The following is a 16,456-nucleotide window of genomic DNA, read 5'->3' on the forward strand; positions in this document are numbered from 1 at the left end:
AATTATGCATTTTCAAAAACGTTGGTTTAGGGGAAGGCTCTGCATTGCCTGTCGGTGTACCTGTTCCATGGCCGTCAGCAACACCGCCGACAGGGTGGCTAAAATGCAACGGAGCAGCGTTCACGGCTTCCCAGTACCCGAAACTGGCACTGGCCTACCCATCCCTCAAACTGCCAGATCTTCGCGGGGAGTTTATCCGTGGTTGGGATGATGCGCGTGGTGTGGATTCAGGGCGTGGTCTGCTTTCGACTCAGTCCGATGCTATTCAAAATATTGTTGGTTCTTTTGGTAGGACGCAACTGTTTAAAGATACCGTATATTCTGGGCCATTTCGTCAGGATAGTGCGTCATTATTGTCTGTAGGGCTTGCGCCATCAGACGGGAGTACGGGTTACGGAGCGACAAATTGGTCATTTGATGCATCTCGTGCAGTTCGTACTGCGACAGAAACCCGCTCGCGTAACATCGCATTTAACTACATCGTGAGGGCCGCATAATGACGCAGGCAAAACTAAACAATGAACTTATAGCCTCGGTGGCAGGGGAAATCACCGTCTACAACTACGATGGCGAAACACGAGAATATCTGTCTTCATCCATCGAATATCTGGCCCAGGGGGTCGGAATTCCGGCTAATTCATGCATTGATGCGCCAAGCGAAAGCAAAATCGGTTTCGCCATTTGTCGCACAGCAGACCGTTCATCATGGGAATATATCACCGATCACAGAGGGCAAACCGTTTATAACACAGAGACAATGCAACAGGTTGAAGTGACGGTACTGGGGGATTATCCCAAACATACAACCCCCATAGCTCCAGCATCACCGTATGATAAATGGGACGGAGATAAATGGGTCACGGATGCTGACGCAAAACTTCAAGGCGATATTGCAGATGCAGAACAACACCGGCAAATGCTCATCGCTCAGGTGGATGAACTAACCTCCGACTGGCGAGTGGAACTGATGCTCGGTGATATCAGCGAAGAAAACAAAAAGAAACTGTCGTCGTGGATGGCTTATAAAACTGCGGTTAAAGCCGTCGATATTTCGACGGCTCCTGATATTAACTGGCCTGTCCAACCGGAGGTGTAGGCCATTTGATACCTGGTGCAGCGTCAGGAACGACCGCCTGCAATTCCTTTATGTAGGTCAGCCAGAGTATCAGGCTGGCCTTATCTTTATCACTGATAATGCCTAACTGTAGTTCTGTCTGCCATAGACTAATCGCAGCCTGTGCTTCAGCTAAGAAAGCTGATTTTTGCTGTTCTGCTGCTTTCACATCTGCAATATGCTGTTCTTCGGTATCCGTTACCCACTCACTGCCGTTCCACGTATCGTATGGCGTGGCAGGTGCCAGCGTAGTAGTGCTCTCCAGATAATCGCCAGGCACAGTGATGGCAAGCGCTTCACCTGTTTCAGTGCTATAAACTGTTTCACCACGATGATCGGCTATATATTCCCACGCGGTAAAATCAGCCGTCCGGCAAATGGCAAAACCCTCCTTTTTTTCGCCTGGTTCATCAATGCAGGAATTTGCCGGAATTCCGACCCCCTGGGCGAGATATTCGATGGATGAAGACAGATATTCGCGTGTATCACCATCGTAGTTAAACACGTTGATATTACCGGCAACCGTTGCAATCAGCTCTTTATTCAATTCAGCTTTCGACATTATGCAGCCCTCACAATGTAGTTAAATGCGATGTTGCGCGGACGAGTCTCAGCGCCGCCGGTATTGCCGACACGACCTTTTGTATGCAGAGTTGGATTGGCTATTAAGGTTCCACCGTTTGTTGATGCGTCAATCCCTCGCCCCTGAGCATAAGTTGATTTAACAATTGCACCGATATCCCATTCGTCGGTTTCTTCATAAACAGTATTCGCGACAATAAAATGCCTGTGTTTCTCCAGCATTCCCGACTGAGCATTCAGTAGCCCGCGACCTGCATCAACCCCGCGCCCGTCATCCCATCCACGGATAAACTCCCCGCGTAAATCAGGCAGTCTGAGTGCCTGATAGGCCTGAGCAAGTTTAGGGTATTGGGAGGCTGTGAACGCTGCTCCGTTGCATTTTAGCCACCCTGTCGGCGGTGTTGCTGACGGCCATGGAACAGGTACACCGACAGGCAATGCAGAGCCTTCCCCTAAACCAAGGTATGCGAGAAGACCAGCTACATCCTTTCCACTCAAATTAGTCAGCGTATTGTCCAGCGGTTGTTTACCTGCCAGTGCATTAAGCATTGTCGTGGCAAAGTTCGGGTCATTCCCCAGCGCCGCCGCCAGTTCGTTCAGTGTATCCAGTGCCGCAGGTGCAGAACCCACCATTGCCGCAATCGCCGATTTCACAAAAGCCGTAGTGGCAATCTGTGTATTGTTGACCGACTGCGCCGCCGTGGGGGCTGTTGGCGTTCCGGTGAGTGCCGGACTCGACAACGGTGCTTTTAGTGCCAGCGCATTGTTAATGGTGGTACTGAAATTCGGATCATTGTTAATGGCTGCGGCTATTTCTTTCAGCGTGTCCAGCGTGGCTGGCGCACCATTAATAAGGGCCGTCAGTGCCGCCTGTACAAACGCAGTGGTCGCAACCTGCGTGGTATTATTCCCCGCCGCTGGCGTTGGCGCTTTGGGGGTTCCGGTAAATGTCGGGCTGGCTTTTGGCGCGTACTGTGAATGCGGGTCCGGTGCGGCAAGATGTTTTGCCATCTGATCATCCGCGTACACCTTCAGCTCCAGTGCCTTGTCATCCACATACTTGCGGGTTGCCAGCACTACAGCAGGGTCGATTTTCAGCGTTACGGCAGCGGTGCTGCTGACAATCAGGATCATGCGTACAACCTGTACGCGCCCGCTTCCCTCCTGTAACTGCGGCTTATACGTTTCCGCACAGTTGGCTACGGCAATCATATCGCCGTCTTTATCGAATAAACCGATTTCACGGATCCACCACCCGCCCTCGTCTTCAGGTATCACCTGCTCGGCAATAATCTGGTTGGCGTTATTCGGGTCAATGCTCAGACTATTAAGCGGCTTGCGGCGCAGCTCATGAACCAGCGCCGTTTGTGCCGGGTTCGGCGTCGGCAACACGCCGTTACCATCGCCTACAGCCATCTGGGTGATTTCAACCTGCGCACCCAATGCCGTGGCATTTGCCAGTTTCGCCGCGCCCACATTGGTTAGCACGGCATAATATTTAGTCGCCACTTGCGATCTCCACGATGTCAATTAAATGGATTGCCGCCCCGGTGTAATCATCACCACCCACGGCTATGGTTTCAGGGAAATACGGGTATACGGTCAGCGTATCGCCGGAATAACTGCCCGCGCCGATATACAATTCGCCGGTTGTTTGCAGGTGAAGAGACATTCCCAGCATATGACGGCTGCACGGCTTCACATCGGCGATCAGGCGTTCAAGCTCCTGATAGGTTTCTTCACTAATGCCCTGGTCTTCCACGCCAATATCCAGCGTGAAGGTGCCCGGTGCGGTGTCGATGTTCCACCACTCGTTAACCCGGATGAAGAAGCCGAACGGCTCCACAACCCGGCGCATGGCGCCCGTTGTACCCTTGTACTTATGCAGGTAGAACGCATCGGCCACCGCCTTACGCTTCGTGCTAATCGGCCAGGCCTCATCCCATCGATCAACGGAGAAGGCCCACGCCAGATAGGGCAGCAGATCAGCCCGACACGTCCACGGGTTCCACAACTGGCGCAGCGGCACAGGCACTTCACCCAACGACGCACAGACGCGCGCGGCGACTCGCTCCATTCGGCTGGCGCTGGGTGGTAACAGGTCATTACTCATCGTAACCACCCACCGTTATGGTGTATTCGGTGCAGTGCGATGCCTGGTAGTCACTCAGCACGATATCCGCAACAGGCTGCGCCAGTTCAACGCGCTGGACGCCTTCGACGTGCAGGGCGGCATAGATAGCCGAAAGGCGGATATCACGACCTAAGCGATTCTGCGCGGCAATATACGCCTGTAACTGCTGTTCCGATGCCTGCCGGACGGGTTCCGCTTCCGGCCCCGGATAGATGTAAAGCGTTGCATCAATCTGGTACGGCACGATCTCCGCAGACTGCACCGTTACCCTGTCGGCCACCGGGCGCACCTCTTCATCGTTCAGGGCAGCAGCGACCACAGAAAGCAGATCATCGCTGGCCGTTCCGTCACCCTCACGCGACAGCACCGAAATGGTGACGCAGGCAGGCGTAGGACTGACCGCCGAAATATCAGCTACGCGCCCGTCAGCCGAACGCCCCCAAAACTCATATGCCGCCGTTGGCCCTGCCACGCTCAGACCTTCAAAAGCCTGCTGGGTACGCGTGCGTAAATCCGCGTCTGACTCCATCACGGCTTCAATTGGCGGGGTAACGCTGTCGTCTTCTTCCTGAATGGTCAGACGTTCAACGTTGAAATTGACCGCCAGATTATCCAAATCGCTATCCGTGGAATAAGCCAGCATCACCGCGCGGGCCGCTTCATTCACCCGCTGGCGCAACAGCAATTCGCGATAGCAATTCTCTTCCAGCAGCATGGTGATCGGCTCCGATTCAAGCTCAAGCGTGCGGGCGATCTCTTCCTGCTCATCTTCCGGGTACATCGCAACAAATGCGGCCTTGCGCTGCGCGAAAAGCGTTTCGAAGTCCAGCGGTTCAACCACCACGGGCGGCGGTAGCTGCGATAAATCGATCGTGCCGCTCATGCCTGGCCCCTCAATGTGATATCGGCGTTAAATGGCGTCTGATTGTCGGTGCGATTGGCCTGGATAGTGGCAACCAGCCGACCGGCACCCGGCGCGCTCAGGGTGATACTGGTCAGAGAGATCCGCGGTTCCCATAAATACAGGGCGCTGTAGATGGCAGACATAACGCGCAGCTTCGTTATGGCGTTATCGACCGGCTGATCTATCAGGTTGAAAAGCTGTGAACCGTAAGCGCGGCGCATTACACGGGAACCGATCGGCGTTAACAGAATATCGCCGATAGACTGCGCTATATGCTCGTTGTCGGTGATGGCATGGCCTGAACTGGCATTCATGCCGCTGTAACGGACTGTACTCATACCGGGCCACCTGTATTACTACCACCGGACTGGACGCCGCTATGTTTGTGAGAATGGACAACGACACCATTAGACGAAAGCGATCCACCTGAATGGGTAATATTGCCCTTCATTTCCCCGCCCTTTTGCACTTCCAGCGTGGCGGTGATCAGCTTGTTGGTGCAGACCACTTCCGGCGTGTCCAGGGTAACGCGCGTATCTGCCTTGACAGTTACCACCGGCACGGTGGCGGTAATGGATTCCGACGCGGTGACGCTTGCCGTTTTCACCCCGCTGACAACCAGCGCGCTGGCCTCCGGGTCATATGAGATACGGGCGCCATCCGGGTGCAGGATCACGCAGGTGGTAGCGCCAGCATCTGGCGGCGGTGCGTCTTCGCTGTAAAGGCTTCCGGCAATGAATGCCGTTTCCATCTCACCGCAGGGGCACAAAATATAAACCTGTTCGCCCACTGTCGGCGCCCACCACGTCACGGCTTCACCGGCGCGCGGCACTGCCCAGCGGATCCAGTCGGTTTTGTTCTCGCCGGTTTCGACGCGTGCAAGATACTTTTTCGTGTCCACTTCCAGCACGGTGCCAATGCGGGCGAGATTGCAGATAAGGCGATAGAGTTCGTTTAAATTCATAGTGCTGACTGTTTCCCTTGGTGCCGGTTACGCTGTCCGGCGTCGCTTCCGCCCGGTAGCAGGCTTTACGACCGTTTCGGCTTTTGGGTTATGCAGTCAGTATCAGGAGTCGCGCGCGCGCAAACAACGCGGCGCCATTGTGGCGGGTTGGTGACAATCAAATCTCTTGCATGAAGGCGACAACAGTATCGGCCAGCCAGTCTAAATCCCCCTCGGTCATGCCCAGGAGTTCACGCACCGGGTAGCGTGCACGGGCACCCGGCACCACGTTATCGACTTCACCGTACTGGTGAACGCTGGCGATTTCGGCGGTATGCCCCTGAAAGCCAACCACTGCCATGCCGCCCGTACCGTAAGCCTTAAGAAAGCGTGCGGTGCGCAGCTTGCGGAACATCGGATCCTTTCTGGTGCGGTTCTGCTTGGACTGGTTGAGATTGATTTCAATATAGCGCTGGATATCGCGTTTATAGAACGTGCGCAGGGCACCGCGATCCACGTCATAGCCGGTGATTGCGCGGTGCTCACCCCTGCCCGTGGTTCGCCAGTTGCGTAACTCCCTGGCCTCATCATTCCATATGAACTTTATCCCGCCCTGGGTGCGCAGGATTTTGCGGCGGCGGGCCGGATAGCTTTCACCGCTGGGGTTCTTCTGGCTGGCGATACGCTTTTGCTGGCGCTTACGCAGCCCGATCGCAACGTCACGCGTCAGCTTGCGACGGTGCCCCGGCGAAAGCTGCGCGGCCACGCTGGCTAGCCAGTCGTCTAACTGCTGGAAGAGGGGATCGGTTTGTTGTCCTGCCATGTTTCGCCGCTGACCTCATCAACAAATACCAGTGACCACGCGCCAATTTCTGGCCCCGGTGCAGGGTCAGCACGGTGACGGGTGACGATCTCGCCATCTTCACGGGTAACTATCACTGCTTCATCAGCCTGAATCTGGATCAGCACGTCCATCGTGCTGTTACTCAGAATATCGGCTTCAAATGTTATGCCGTTCTGCTGCCTGTCCGGGTTAAACAACAGATCAGGCTGATATAAGCGCGCCCATGCCAGCACCGGCACGCTGATAGTATCCAGAGATTCAGGGTAATCCATCACCAGCACTTCCAGCGTATAGCGATACTCAAACGCAGCAGCACGCTGGCCGGTGCTGACCATACGGCCTTTACGCAGGTAAACCGCCAGATTATCGGGATTCTCGCGCAGCCAGGGCACATGCTGGCTTATCATCTGGCGCAGTAAATCGGGTTTAAGCATGGCATCCCCTCGCGAAATAGCATTATCGCAGGCACCCGCAGACGCCTGCTGGAATGCTTATTCTTCGACTACTGCACCTTTGGGCAGATCGATAGCACCAAATACCGGGCAACCCGGATGTTTATCATCCTCCACCGCATCCAGTACCGATTGAGTAAACCACTCAGTACGGGCGCATTTATCTGCTGCCTGGTAGTGAATGAGATATTGATTCTCACTATTTGAATATTGAGCGCGGGCCTGTACCTCTCCCCATTCATCGCTAATACGAATATTCACCAGTAGCGAGAGGCAAAATTTAAATTTCTGCGGTTCAGCCGCATATTGCATTTTCTCTTCCATCACTTTTTCTTACTTATTGAGTTATAAGCAGCTTCACAGGCTAGCCCTCTGGCTCTTGCCTCGTCAGCATCTTTTGCCAGTTGCCCCGCTCGATCGTCAGCGCGGCGGAACAGGTCGGCGAGCAGTACGGCGCCGCTGGTTTCTGCCTCGCTTCTGCCGGAAGTTCCGGCACCGCAGGCGCGTTCACGGTCTGCCAGTTGCCTGGCGAGTTTGTCGGCCCTGTCGTGCAACCCACGAGAAGCAGCACGGGCACGATCGGCATCAGCCTGCACGCCAGCAAGCTGCTGGCTGGCTTGTTTTCTGATCGCATCAATTTCACCTTGTCTGCGTTGTTCTTCTGCCCTGGCCTCAGCCTGCCTTTGCGCCAGCGCGGTGGCGTCGCGTGCATCACGTCGCGCCCACTTTTCACGCCAGTGCTGATCGGCATCACCGTAACCGGCGCTGTAACGCCAGTAGCTAAAACCCCATACAGCAGCAGCGGCCAGCACAAGACAAACGATCACTTTCCAGCGTGACAACCCCATCTCTAAACCTCTCGCCAGCTCGCACTGTCATTACCGGACGTGCTGGAGCACTGTCAAAAATGACCGCGCTCGATACGCACGGCCAGCACAGTTAAAAATGACCTGCACGGCACATCAGGCAGGGTAATCGGCATAAGGTAACTGGAAGTGTGGCCCGTCTTTGAGCGCCTTCCAGTCTCCGCCCCACTCCACCGGAATGCCCAGATTTTTACCCGCCTGCTTAAACGCCTGTGAAATCTGCTGGTAATACTGCCAGTCCCATGAACCGGCAGGCGTTGGATAAGCGAAAACATCAACGGCGTGACCGGAAATATGCCTGCTGTTCATAGTCTGGCTTCTACCTTCCGCAACCAGTTGCTTTTGACGTTCGACAGTACGCAAACCTTCCGTAATGCCGAAATCAACCGGCGAAAGCTCCAGCGCCAGCCTGACTACCTTCACCAGATCGGGATGCACACCACGCAGGTTATTTTCACTTCTCTGACTGAATTTAAAGTTATTTGCCATTACGGGCACCTCGTTTGCTTATGCTCATTACGTCCGATCTATTAACAATCTTCATTACGTTGCCTTTGGCCGATAAAACAGCCACACAGAGCGCCATATTGATCGCCGTCTCCGCAAAGTTTGCGGTTGAATACCTTCCGGTAACGATCAGGATGGTGACTGAACCGCACGCAACAATGAGCACCCAGGCAAACAAAGCAGCCATGCGCTTATGCTTTGCCCCGTTGCGCTGATAAGTACCCAAAGTTACCGCGATTACTGCGCATGTAATTGCATTCACGATAAGCAGAAGTTCATTTAGCGTTACCATCGCCACCCCCCGAAAATAAACGCCCTGGGTTTATTTTTCTGAGCATGAGAAGCACATAAACCCCCAGCGCGGCGGCGACGGTTGCCCCAATAGATTTACCCACCGTAATGCCGTCAGGTAGGTACTTACCGATCGCCAACGTGATAAACCCAGTTGTCATATCTGCCGCGAGTACACCAATCAAAAAAGAAGCAATGAAATACCCAACTTGAGCAAACCGGCTTAACTCAGCAGCGGAAAGCACATACACCACAGCCCCGGCAAAAGCGCCGACAAAAACGCCCGCGTCAGTGCCTGATAACATGCTGGCAAATGTGACGCCTGTAATTGTCACCGTTGCAGCGGCAGCGCCGGAAATTGGCTCACCGACCATACTTACACCCCGCTTAATCCTCTGAATTATTCATTTTTAATCAATCCCATAGCTGCACGGTTTCCCGCTGGGCTGGCGGCTGGATCTCTGGCAGGTAGACAATCTGCCCGGCCTGCAACTCAGTGGCGGCGGAAATGCCCTTATTGGCATCGATCACCGCCTCGGTAACGCCTGCTGTTCTGCCGTAATAGCGCCAGCAAAGCAGGTCGATCGTGTCGTTTTGCTGCGCCTGAACGTTCATTACACCAACTCCGCCAGGCCCCGGCTTTCGTCCTGGATATCACGGATTGACCAGCGCACATCCCGCCACAGCGTATCGATCTGCGTGCTCAATGCCGCCGCGTGGTCTTCGCCTTTACTGGTGGTGTCAATATCACGGTAGCCTTCAATCAACAGCGCCTTAGTGAGTGAATACACGGCGTTTTTATAGCGCCATACCTTCACGGAAGTGCCATTCACCGGACTGGCCGGAATTTCTGCCAATGACTCATAGCCCGCATCAATCTGCACCTGGCGCCACAGGAAAAGCTGATCATTAACATGGGCCACCGCTTCCACCGTTCGCGACATCAGGCGATCGGTTGTCACCTGCCCATCAAGACGCATCGCGCGGCGTAGTTCAGCCAGCGAAATGACCGGCCAGAATGGCAGGCTTTCAACCTTCGCGCTGCCATCATCAGGCACTGGATCGGATGGTGGCCGTACTGGCTCAGTGGCTACCAGACTCATGATCTCTACTCCGTATAAGTCAGGCGGTGGACGGCAGGACGAAGACGCGGCGTTGCCTGTTTTCGCCTGCCGTGCCGCCTGGGTGCGCGGGGGCACGTTCGGTTATGACGCCGCCTTCTGGCGGGCTGTCGTGGTTCTTTTCTTCGCTGCCGGCTTGCTTTTAGCGGCGGGCTTTTTGGTTTCCCGCTTCGCTTTTGGCTGGGCTGGCGGCGTTGCCGTCTGGGTTTCGGTGCTGTTTGCTTCTGGCTTGCCGTCTGCGCCCTCACCGTCAGCAGGTTGCCCGGACTTCTTAAGCGCACGTTGCAGAAGCTCAATATCACGGGTTACGCCTGCTTTTTTCGGGTTCAACACTGCCGCCTGGCGCAGGTATTCAACCGCAGCGGTAAGCGATTCAACGTTGTCAGTCAGGCGCAGCGTATACCCCAGCGCCTTAAGCAGCTTTGAGCGCACCTCATCCGGCATATCTTCGTTCAGGGTTAAGCCCCGTAACGCTTCCAGCAGGTCAGCGGCGACCGGCGCAACAGCCGGGTTAGCTTTGAATGCAGCCAGGACGGGATCGCAAATTTCTTCCACCAGTACGGTGGCAGTGGTGCGGCGATACTGATCCGGCATCGGCAACTTATGGCGCAAGACATATTGACCAATGCGCAGGGCTTCGGCGATGTTTCCGCAGTCACAGCACCAGATCATGACGGTGGTTAACACGTCGTCAGACTGGCCGGAATCTGCCGTAAGTACGCCTTCGATCCACGGCTGGTAGTCCGGCAGCAGTTCGCGTTTTAAATCCGCTTTAGCCTTCTGGGACTGGACACGGCTTAAACGGGCTTTATCCAGTCGCAGGCGGTGAAGCATGGTTTCGTAGGCCGTCATTTCAAGCTGCGACGGCTCACGGCTGGCGTGGCGGCGTTCAGCCATCACGCGGTTAAAATGTTGTTGAGCAGGTGTCAACATGATGCCCCCAAAGCGGCCAGCAGTTAGCTGGCCTGCGCTGATTTATGGTGCCAGTGCTGGTTCGGCGGCGGTAATGCCTTCGATCAGACAGCCGAAGCCGTAATCTTCAACAACATAGGCATCATTTGACGAACTGTAGGTAGAGACGCGGTTATATTCCGGCTCTTCCACAATGCGGCGACGGTGCGCACCTTCCTGCCAGTAAATCGACAGGTTTTCCCACGAAGTGATAAACATGCTGCCATCAGGGAAGAAAGGCGCGATGAACGAAGGCAGGTTGCCGATCGTCTTACGCGATGCGATCAACTGACCGGCCAGCGCTTCGGAGTTCGGGTTATTGGTGCTTACAGCATTGATGATCGGGAACGAACGGCTAACCGTCAGATTACGACCGGTGATTACCACCAGATTGGGCGAATCTTTGTACCATTCGTCCATCAGTGAGTTAACCGCGTCATAAACCAGCGAGTCGTAGTTACCGTAATCACCTTTAGCGATCACCTGGTTGGAATCGTCGCGGCTGGTCACGGTGATATCTTTCATGACTCGTTGCGGCGCGTTCGCGCGGTACTGTTGCAGCCAGCCGATACCACAATCCTGCAAAAGCGGGTTAGCGTTGCGGTCGGACTTATCCGCATAGCTGGTTCCGTTAAAGCCGATCATGATGCGGTCAAGCGCGATACGCTGAATGATCTGATTGCTCAGACGCTGCTGGAAATCCGGGAATTTAGCCCACGCATCAAGCTGCGCATAAGAGGCGAAAGTATCCGCGTTCACCTTATTACAGGTGTACTTGTTCGAATCCAGCGCCGTGACGGAAACAGGCTGACGGCGATCGGTGGTGGAATTGTTGGTGCTGGAAATCGGGCCGCTCACGCCCAGACCGATTTTTTCACCGGACTGATCGTTAACACCGTAGATATTAATCTTCTTCAACATTTCGGAAGACTGCTGCACCTTGTCTTCAAGCGTCTGCTCAACGCTCGGATCAATGCTGAACGCCTTTGTTACGTGGGATTTGTTGATGTGATTGAGTTCGGCCTGTCGCTCAAGATACGCATCAAACAATTCACGGGTAGAATTACGCATAGTTATTTTTCCTGTACTGTTCCTTCGTTACTGACGGCGATCAGCAGTCAGCAAGCTGGGCGTTAGATTTTTCAGTTGCGCCGGTCGCTTCCGGGCGGCGGTATTTACTGGCGTCCTGGGTAGAAAGCTGCGCTTTCATCTCGTCGAACTCAGAGCGCAACTTATCCACCGCTTCGGCGGTCTGCTTGTTCTTAAGCTGTCCTGCGCTCAGTTTTTCCATCTTGTCCAGCAATTCACCCTGACTTTCCGCTACCAGTTCAACCGCCTGGCGGATATCGCCATTTTCACGATCGAAGTGCTGGCGGGTTCCGGTCAGCATTTCCTTGATACGGGAAAAGAAATTCTTCCCGGTGTCGGACGCTGGCGGCTCTTCCTGCGCAAATTCGAGGGATGACTCCAGGGTTTCAGTGAAGAAGCATTCAGGTGCGTAGTGACGCGCAGCCAGTGGGTTGGCACTGGCGTTCTGGGTGCAAAACTTCATCATTTCGGTGCCCAGGCTCGCCGGGTTATCGGTACAGGCCAGCCCCATAAGGTAGGCTTTTCCGGTGTCGGCAAAGGACGGATGCACCTCAATGCTATGGTAGATTTTCTGGCGTTTGCCTTTCAGTTCTACCAGTTCGTCCGTGGCGTCCACCTTCACCAGAAGCGCCAGTTTGCCCTTTAGCGGGCCCTCGGCAATCTCTTCGGCTTTGGCTTCAACCACGTCACCATACGCGCGGAAATCGCTTGTCGGCGACCAGCCTAAAATGTGCTCCAGATTGACGCGGGCGCCATATACCTGGGGATCGTACTGTTCGGCCATTTCGGTGATGTGCTGACGTTCCAGTACTCGACCGTCACAGGTTGCGCCCTCTACTGCGGCGCGGAAAAAATTTGTCATTGGCATGGTGACAAAGCTCCGGGTTGGTAAGCGATTGATATTAACCAGTGCCCCAATCATTCCCTTTGCGGCCGGAAGGCGCAAAGCCTTCACTTTGTCGGACTCAGGCGACAACCAGCGGCGATATTGTTGCGCGCGCGAGCGCGATAGCCTGTTGCCATGAATACAGCCGAAGACCTCAGCACAAAAGCCAAAAGCCTCTACTGGCAGGCGTTTAGCATCACTCAGATTTCTAAGGAAATCGGGGTGAGCATTAACACGATCTACAGTTGGCGCCGCCGCTATGAATGGGATAAAGCTACCCCCATGCAGCGGGTGCAGGATCGCACGCACGTTCGTTACCTGCGCCTGGTGGAAAAGGACGACAAAACCCCGAAGGACTTTAAAGAAATTGACCTGCTGGCGCGCCAGCTTGACCGCTTTGAACGGCATGAGCGACGCGACCAGGAGAAAGAGAAGAAGGCGAAGACCCCGAAAAACCATTTCACCGAAGAACAGATAACCCAGCTTCGCGCCCTGATCTTTGATTCGCTATACGAGCATCAAAAACGCTGGTTCAAACAGTGGAACCGGCGTAACCGCTTCATCCTCAAATCGCGCCAGATTGGTGCCACCTGGTACTTTGCCCGCGAAGCGTTGTTGCGTGCGCTGGAAACCGGAAATAATCAGATATTCCTGTCAGCCAGCCGCGCCCAGGCGTTCCAGTTCAAGCGGTTCATTCAGAAGCTGGCAAGGGAAATAGGAGTAGAACTTAAGGGCGGTGATGCCATTGAGTTAAGCAACGGTGCGATCCTGTATTTTCTCGGCACCTCCGCCGCGACGGCCCAGAGCTACACCGGCGATCTGTACCTTGATGAAGCCTTCTGGATCAGTAATTTCATCAAACTGCGCTCGGTGGCCGCAGGCATGGCGACACAAAAAGGACTGCGCCGCACCTACTTTTCGACGCCTTCCAGTGAAGAACATGAAGCCTATCCCTTCTGGACTGGCGATCAGTTCAATGAAAGCCGCCGCCGATCCGATCGGGTGGATATCGACACCAGTTATAAGGCACTGAAAAACGGCAAGCTATGCGGGGATAACATCTGGCGCCAGATAGTCACGCTGGAAGACGCCATGAAGCTCGGTTTCGATCTGGTTGATATTGATGAAATCCGTAGCGAAAACTCCCTTGACGAATACGCCAACCTGTACGGATGTACCTTCGTTAAAGCAGGGGAACGCGCCTTCGACTACAACACAATTTTGGGCTGCGGCGTTGATGGCTACATGCCGGACGCGTGGCCGGACTGGAACCCGTTTGCACCTCGCCCGCTGGGTAATCGCCCTGTCTGGGTTAGCTATGACCCCAACGGCAGCAGCGGCAAAGGCGACAGCGCCGGGCTGGTTGTGCTGGCCCCGCCAGCAGTGCCGGGTGGTAAGTTCCGCGCGGTAGAACGTCACCAGTTACGCGGCATGGAGTACGAAGAGCAGGCCAAATTTATTAAAGAGATAACCACCCGCTACAACGTGCAGCACATTGCTATCGACGGCACAGGGATCGGCGATGCGGTTTATCAACTGGTGATCAAGTTCTTCCCGCAGGCGGTTAAATACAACTATTCACCGGTTCTTAAGCGGTCGATGGTGCTCAAAATGTTGATGGTCATTCGTGCCGGGCGCTTTGAGTTCGACGCCGGAATGATGGATCTCGCACAGTCGTTTATGACCGTGCGTAAAGTCACCGCAGGCGGCGTTATTACCTACCAGTCCGATCGGGCCCGTGGCAGCAATCACGGCGATCTGGCATGGGCAACTATGCAGGGCATTTACAACGAACCGATCGGCGCGGAAGTAACCGGCGATAACGGCAGTTTTGTGGAGGAGTTTTAATTGAGCGGCAAAAAGAAATTCAGGGCGCCAACTGCTGCGCCAGCCAGCACGGCCAGCAACGCAGCCACCCCGCTGGAAAGCGTGGAATCTTTCAGCTTTGGCGACCCGATCGCAGTCAACGATCGCGCGTCTCTTATGGAGTGCCTCGAATGCCATAACAATGGCCGCTGGTATGAACCACCGATCAGCCCCTACGGGCTGGCGCGCATGTTCGACGTTGCCGCCTATCACCAGTCACCGCTGATATTTAAACGCAATGTTATCGCCAGTTGCTACATACCGCACCCGCTGTTGACCCGGCAGGAGTTCACCGCCTGGGTGCAGGATTATTTAATTTTCGGTAACTGTTACATGGAATGCCGCCGCAACCGACTCGGCCAGCCGATCGAGCTGCGGCACAGCCAGGCAAAATATACGCGGCGTGGCATAGACCCGGCGCAATTCTGGTTTGTTCCGCGCTACGTTGACGATCACGCGTTCGAACCGGGCAGCGTCTGCCAGATCAAGAACCCCAGCCCGCACCAGGAGATCTACGGTGCGCCGGAATATCTGGCCGCGCTACAAAGCGCCATGCTGAACGGTGAAGCAACGGTGTTCCGCCGCAACTACTACATTAACGGCAGTCATGCGGGTGTGATCGTCTACCTCACTGACCCGGTGGCGAATAATAACGATGTGGAAAAGCTTAAGAAGTCGCTGAAAGATGCACGCGGCAACGGTGCTTTTAAAAACCTGTTTGTCTACGCGGCGGGCGGGAAAAAAGACGGCCTGCAAATTATGCCGTTCAGCCAGGTGGCGGCGAAGGATGAGTTTACCGGCATCAAAGACGCCACCCGCGACGACCTGTTAGCCGCGCACCGCGTGCCGCCCGTTCTGATGGGGGTAATGCCGAATAACTCCGGTGGCTTCGGCGACGTAGAGAAAGCGGCGAAGGTGTTTTCCATCAACGAACTGGCCCCGATACAAGAAAGCCTGAAAGAGTTAAACGACTGGCTGGGGATCGACGTGGTGCGCTTCAACCCTTACGCACTGTTGCAGGCAGCAATCTGACGCCAGCCCGGACACACCCACCACCACCGCGCAAAGGCCTACACGGCCATAACTGACCACACCGCACGTAAGCCCCTCAGCAGCCTGCTGGCAGGGGCTTTTCTTTTTCCTCAACCCACCACGGCGAACCGAAAACGACGCAGCAGCGAGGCGCAGCGGCGCGAAAATCGGCGCAGATAATACCGACCCTATCCCACCCCTCAGCGCGCGCTCGTTCCCCCGCCTCGCCCGCACGCAGAAACCCCGCTTTTTTGTGCAAATGTGCAGACCACCGGAAGGCCCGCCCCGTCTGGTCTGCACTGATAATACGAATGCCGAAACATTTGTGCATTAACGTGCAATTTTTTGCAGTGTTTTTAACCCAATAAAAAAGGGCTTTGTTAGCCCTCAATTTTTTACCTTCCCCACTCCCGATCAGGAAGCCGATCTTTGAAGGCAAGGTAATCGTAAAATTCACGAGTATGGGAAAAAATACATTCGCACATTGCAGCGCCAGCATTTGAAAGAGCCAATTTCAACATGCCGTCAGGTTTAGGATTGCTCACCAAATTTTCATAAACTTGAGCCTGATCTGTACCGTGGACACATAACAAAAGTGACGACTCAAATGTAACAACGGCATCCAATAAGCGCTGATGAACCACGGCAAGGGCTGGTTGGTTTGCAACAATTGCATTCAAACAGCGGCGATCACCTGTCATGAAAATGGCTTCCGGGTTCTCTATGCACGACGCAAGCAATAGCTGCTCGCCTACATCAATTCCGGGCACACTCCCCAAAAGCTCAATAAGCTGTGAGTCCTGAACTTCCGGGATATCCTGCACAGATTCGATGAAGGCACCCACCTGCTCGTAAACAACCTGACTACCACACT

23 protein-coding genes are annotated in these 16,456 nt (G+C 54.7%); 4 read left to right on the forward strand and 19 right to left on the reverse strand.

The window, feature by feature from the left end; genetic code table 11:
- Positions 1 to 44 precede the first annotated feature (44 nt).
- Both HV314_RS24230 and HV314_RS24235 read left to right on the forward strand, forming a co-directional pair.
- Positions 45 to 497: a phage tail protein gene (locus tag HV314_RS24230; RefSeq protein ID WP_181546892.1), complete on the forward strand. Its 453-nt coding sequence runs from the start codon at positions 45 to 47 to the stop codon at positions 495 to 497.
- On the forward strand, positions 497 to 1,096 hold the full coding sequence (locus HV314_RS24235; protein ID WP_181546894.1) for a tail fiber assembly protein: 600 nt from the start codon (positions 497 to 499) through the stop codon (positions 1,094 to 1,096). Before HV314_RS24230 ends, HV314_RS24235 begins: the two co-directional genes overlap by 1 nt.
- Here HV314_RS24235 and HV314_RS24240 read toward each other — a convergent pair.
- The 18 genes from HV314_RS24240 to HV314_RS24325 all read right to left on the reverse strand — a co-directional run bounded on the left by HV314_RS24240 (position 1,068) and on the right by HV314_RS24325 (position 12,666).
- The gene (locus HV314_RS24240; protein ID WP_181546896.1) at positions 1,068 to 1,676 is read right to left on the reverse strand and encodes a tail fiber assembly protein; all 609 of its coding nucleotides are present in this window, start codon (positions 1,674 to 1,676) and stop codon (positions 1,068 to 1,070) included. The genes HV314_RS24235 and HV314_RS24240 overlap by 29 nt on opposite strands.
- Complete coding sequence (locus tag HV314_RS24245; RefSeq protein ID WP_181546899.1) at positions 1,676 to 3,205, reverse strand: phage tail-collar fiber domain-containing protein; 1,530 nt, start codon at positions 3,203 to 3,205, stop codon at positions 1,676 to 1,678. The genes HV314_RS24240 and HV314_RS24245 overlap by 1 nt, the downstream gene beginning before the upstream one ends.
- Complete coding sequence (locus tag HV314_RS24250) at positions 3,195 to 3,809, reverse strand: phage tail protein I (protein WP_181546901.1); 615 nt, start codon at positions 3,807 to 3,809, stop codon at positions 3,195 to 3,197. The genes HV314_RS24245 and HV314_RS24250 overlap by 11 nt, the downstream gene beginning before the upstream one ends.
- A complete protein-coding gene (locus HV314_RS24255) occupies positions 3,802 to 4,713 on the reverse strand; it encodes a baseplate assembly protein (RefSeq protein ID WP_181546903.1) in 912 nt (303 codons plus the stop codon). Before HV314_RS24255 ends, HV314_RS24250 begins: the two co-directional genes overlap by 8 nt.
- The gene (locus HV314_RS24260) at positions 4,710 to 5,072 is read right to left on the reverse strand and encodes a GPW/gp25 family protein (RefSeq protein ID WP_000108899.1); all 363 of its coding nucleotides are present in this window, start codon (positions 5,070 to 5,072) and stop codon (positions 4,710 to 4,712) included. Before HV314_RS24260 ends, HV314_RS24255 begins: the two co-directional genes overlap by 4 nt.
- Positions 5,069 to 5,698 carry a phage baseplate assembly protein V gene (locus HV314_RS24265; protein WP_023276962.1) on the reverse strand — a complete coding sequence of 210 codons (630 nt, stop codon included), beginning with the start codon at positions 5,696 to 5,698 and terminating at the stop codon, positions 5,069 to 5,071. Before HV314_RS24265 ends, HV314_RS24260 begins: the two co-directional genes overlap by 4 nt.
- 157 nt (positions 5,699 to 5,855) lie before the next feature.
- A complete protein-coding gene (locus HV314_RS24270) occupies positions 5,856 to 6,500 on the reverse strand; it encodes a phage virion morphogenesis protein (protein ID WP_023276963.1) in 645 nt (214 codons plus the stop codon).
- On the reverse strand, positions 6,461 to 6,955 hold the full coding sequence (locus HV314_RS24275) for a phage tail protein (protein ID WP_000917105.1): 495 nt from the start codon (positions 6,953 to 6,955) through the stop codon (positions 6,461 to 6,463). The genes HV314_RS24270 and HV314_RS24275 overlap by 40 nt, the downstream gene beginning before the upstream one ends.
- Before the next feature lie 57 nt (positions 6,956 to 7,012).
- Positions 7,013 to 7,297 (reverse strand): hypothetical protein, encoded by a 285-nt coding sequence (locus tag HV314_RS24280; protein WP_181546904.1) that lies wholly within the window; start codon positions 7,295 to 7,297, stop codon positions 7,013 to 7,015.
- On the reverse strand, positions 7,297 to 7,821 hold the full coding sequence (locus tag HV314_RS24285; protein WP_181546906.1) for a DUF2514 family protein: 525 nt from the start codon (positions 7,819 to 7,821) through the stop codon (positions 7,297 to 7,299). Before HV314_RS24285 ends, HV314_RS24280 begins: the two co-directional genes overlap by 1 nt.
- A gap of 114 nt (positions 7,822 to 7,935) precedes the next feature.
- Complete coding sequence (locus HV314_RS24290; protein ID WP_181546908.1) at positions 7,936 to 8,328, reverse strand: M15 family metallopeptidase; 393 nt, start codon at positions 8,326 to 8,328, stop codon at positions 7,936 to 7,938.
- Entirely contained in the window at positions 8,318 to 8,638 is a 321-nt protein-coding gene (locus tag HV314_RS24295; protein WP_063159706.1) for a phage holin family protein, read from the reverse strand. Before HV314_RS24295 ends, HV314_RS24290 begins: the two co-directional genes overlap by 11 nt.
- Positions 8,622 to 9,011, reverse strand: coding sequence for a putative holin (locus HV314_RS24300; protein ID WP_064001002.1), 390 nt, complete (start codon positions 9,009 to 9,011; stop codon positions 8,622 to 8,624). Before HV314_RS24300 ends, HV314_RS24295 begins: the two co-directional genes overlap by 17 nt.
- Before the next feature lie 40 nt (positions 9,012 to 9,051).
- Positions 9,052 to 9,252, reverse strand: a complete 201-nt coding sequence (locus HV314_RS24305) for a tail protein X (RefSeq protein ID WP_001102549.1) — start codon at positions 9,250 to 9,252, stop codon at positions 9,052 to 9,054.
- Positions 9,252 to 9,740: a head completion/stabilization protein gene (locus tag HV314_RS24310; RefSeq protein WP_181546910.1), complete on the reverse strand. Its 489-nt coding sequence runs from the start codon at positions 9,738 to 9,740 to the stop codon at positions 9,252 to 9,254. Before HV314_RS24310 ends, HV314_RS24305 begins: the two co-directional genes overlap by 1 nt.
- Before the next feature lie 102 nt (positions 9,741 to 9,842).
- Positions 9,843 to 10,691: a phage terminase small subunit gene (gene gpM / locus HV314_RS24315; protein ID WP_063159707.1), complete on the reverse strand. Its 849-nt coding sequence runs from the start codon at positions 10,689 to 10,691 to the stop codon at positions 9,843 to 9,845.
- 42 nt (positions 10,692 to 10,733) lie between these two features.
- Entirely contained in the window at positions 10,734 to 11,780 is a 1,047-nt protein-coding gene (locus HV314_RS24320) for a phage major capsid protein, P2 family (protein WP_181546912.1), read from the reverse strand.
- 40 nt (positions 11,781 to 11,820) lie between these two features.
- A complete protein-coding gene (locus HV314_RS24325; protein WP_016246750.1) occupies positions 11,821 to 12,666 on the reverse strand; it encodes a GPO family capsid scaffolding protein in 846 nt (281 codons plus the stop codon).
- Positions 12,667 to 12,819: 153 nt separating this feature from the next.
- Between HV314_RS24325 and HV314_RS24330 the strand changes: the two genes are divergently transcribed.
- Positions 12,820 to 14,532 carry a terminase large subunit domain-containing protein gene (locus HV314_RS24330; RefSeq protein ID WP_016246749.1) on the forward strand — a complete coding sequence of 571 codons (1,713 nt, stop codon included), beginning with the start codon at positions 12,820 to 12,822 and terminating at the stop codon, positions 14,530 to 14,532.
- Entirely contained in the window at positions 14,533 to 15,582 is a 1,050-nt protein-coding gene (locus tag HV314_RS24335; RefSeq protein WP_000014576.1) for a phage portal protein, read from the forward strand.
- Between the two features lie 395 nt (positions 15,583 to 15,977).
- Here HV314_RS24335 and HV314_RS24340 read toward each other — a convergent pair whose 3' ends face one another.
- Positions 15,978 to 16,427 carry a hypothetical protein gene (locus tag HV314_RS24340; protein ID WP_326928835.1) on the reverse strand — a complete coding sequence of 150 codons (450 nt, stop codon included), beginning with the start codon at positions 16,425 to 16,427 and terminating at the stop codon, positions 15,978 to 15,980.
- Positions 16,428 to 16,456: the final 29 nt, after the last annotated feature.

It is taken from the genome of Citrobacter sp. RHBSTW-00887 (assembly GCF_013728095.1).
Taxonomy (GTDB): Bacteria; Pseudomonadota; Gammaproteobacteria; order Enterobacterales; family Enterobacteriaceae; genus Citrobacter; species Citrobacter braakii.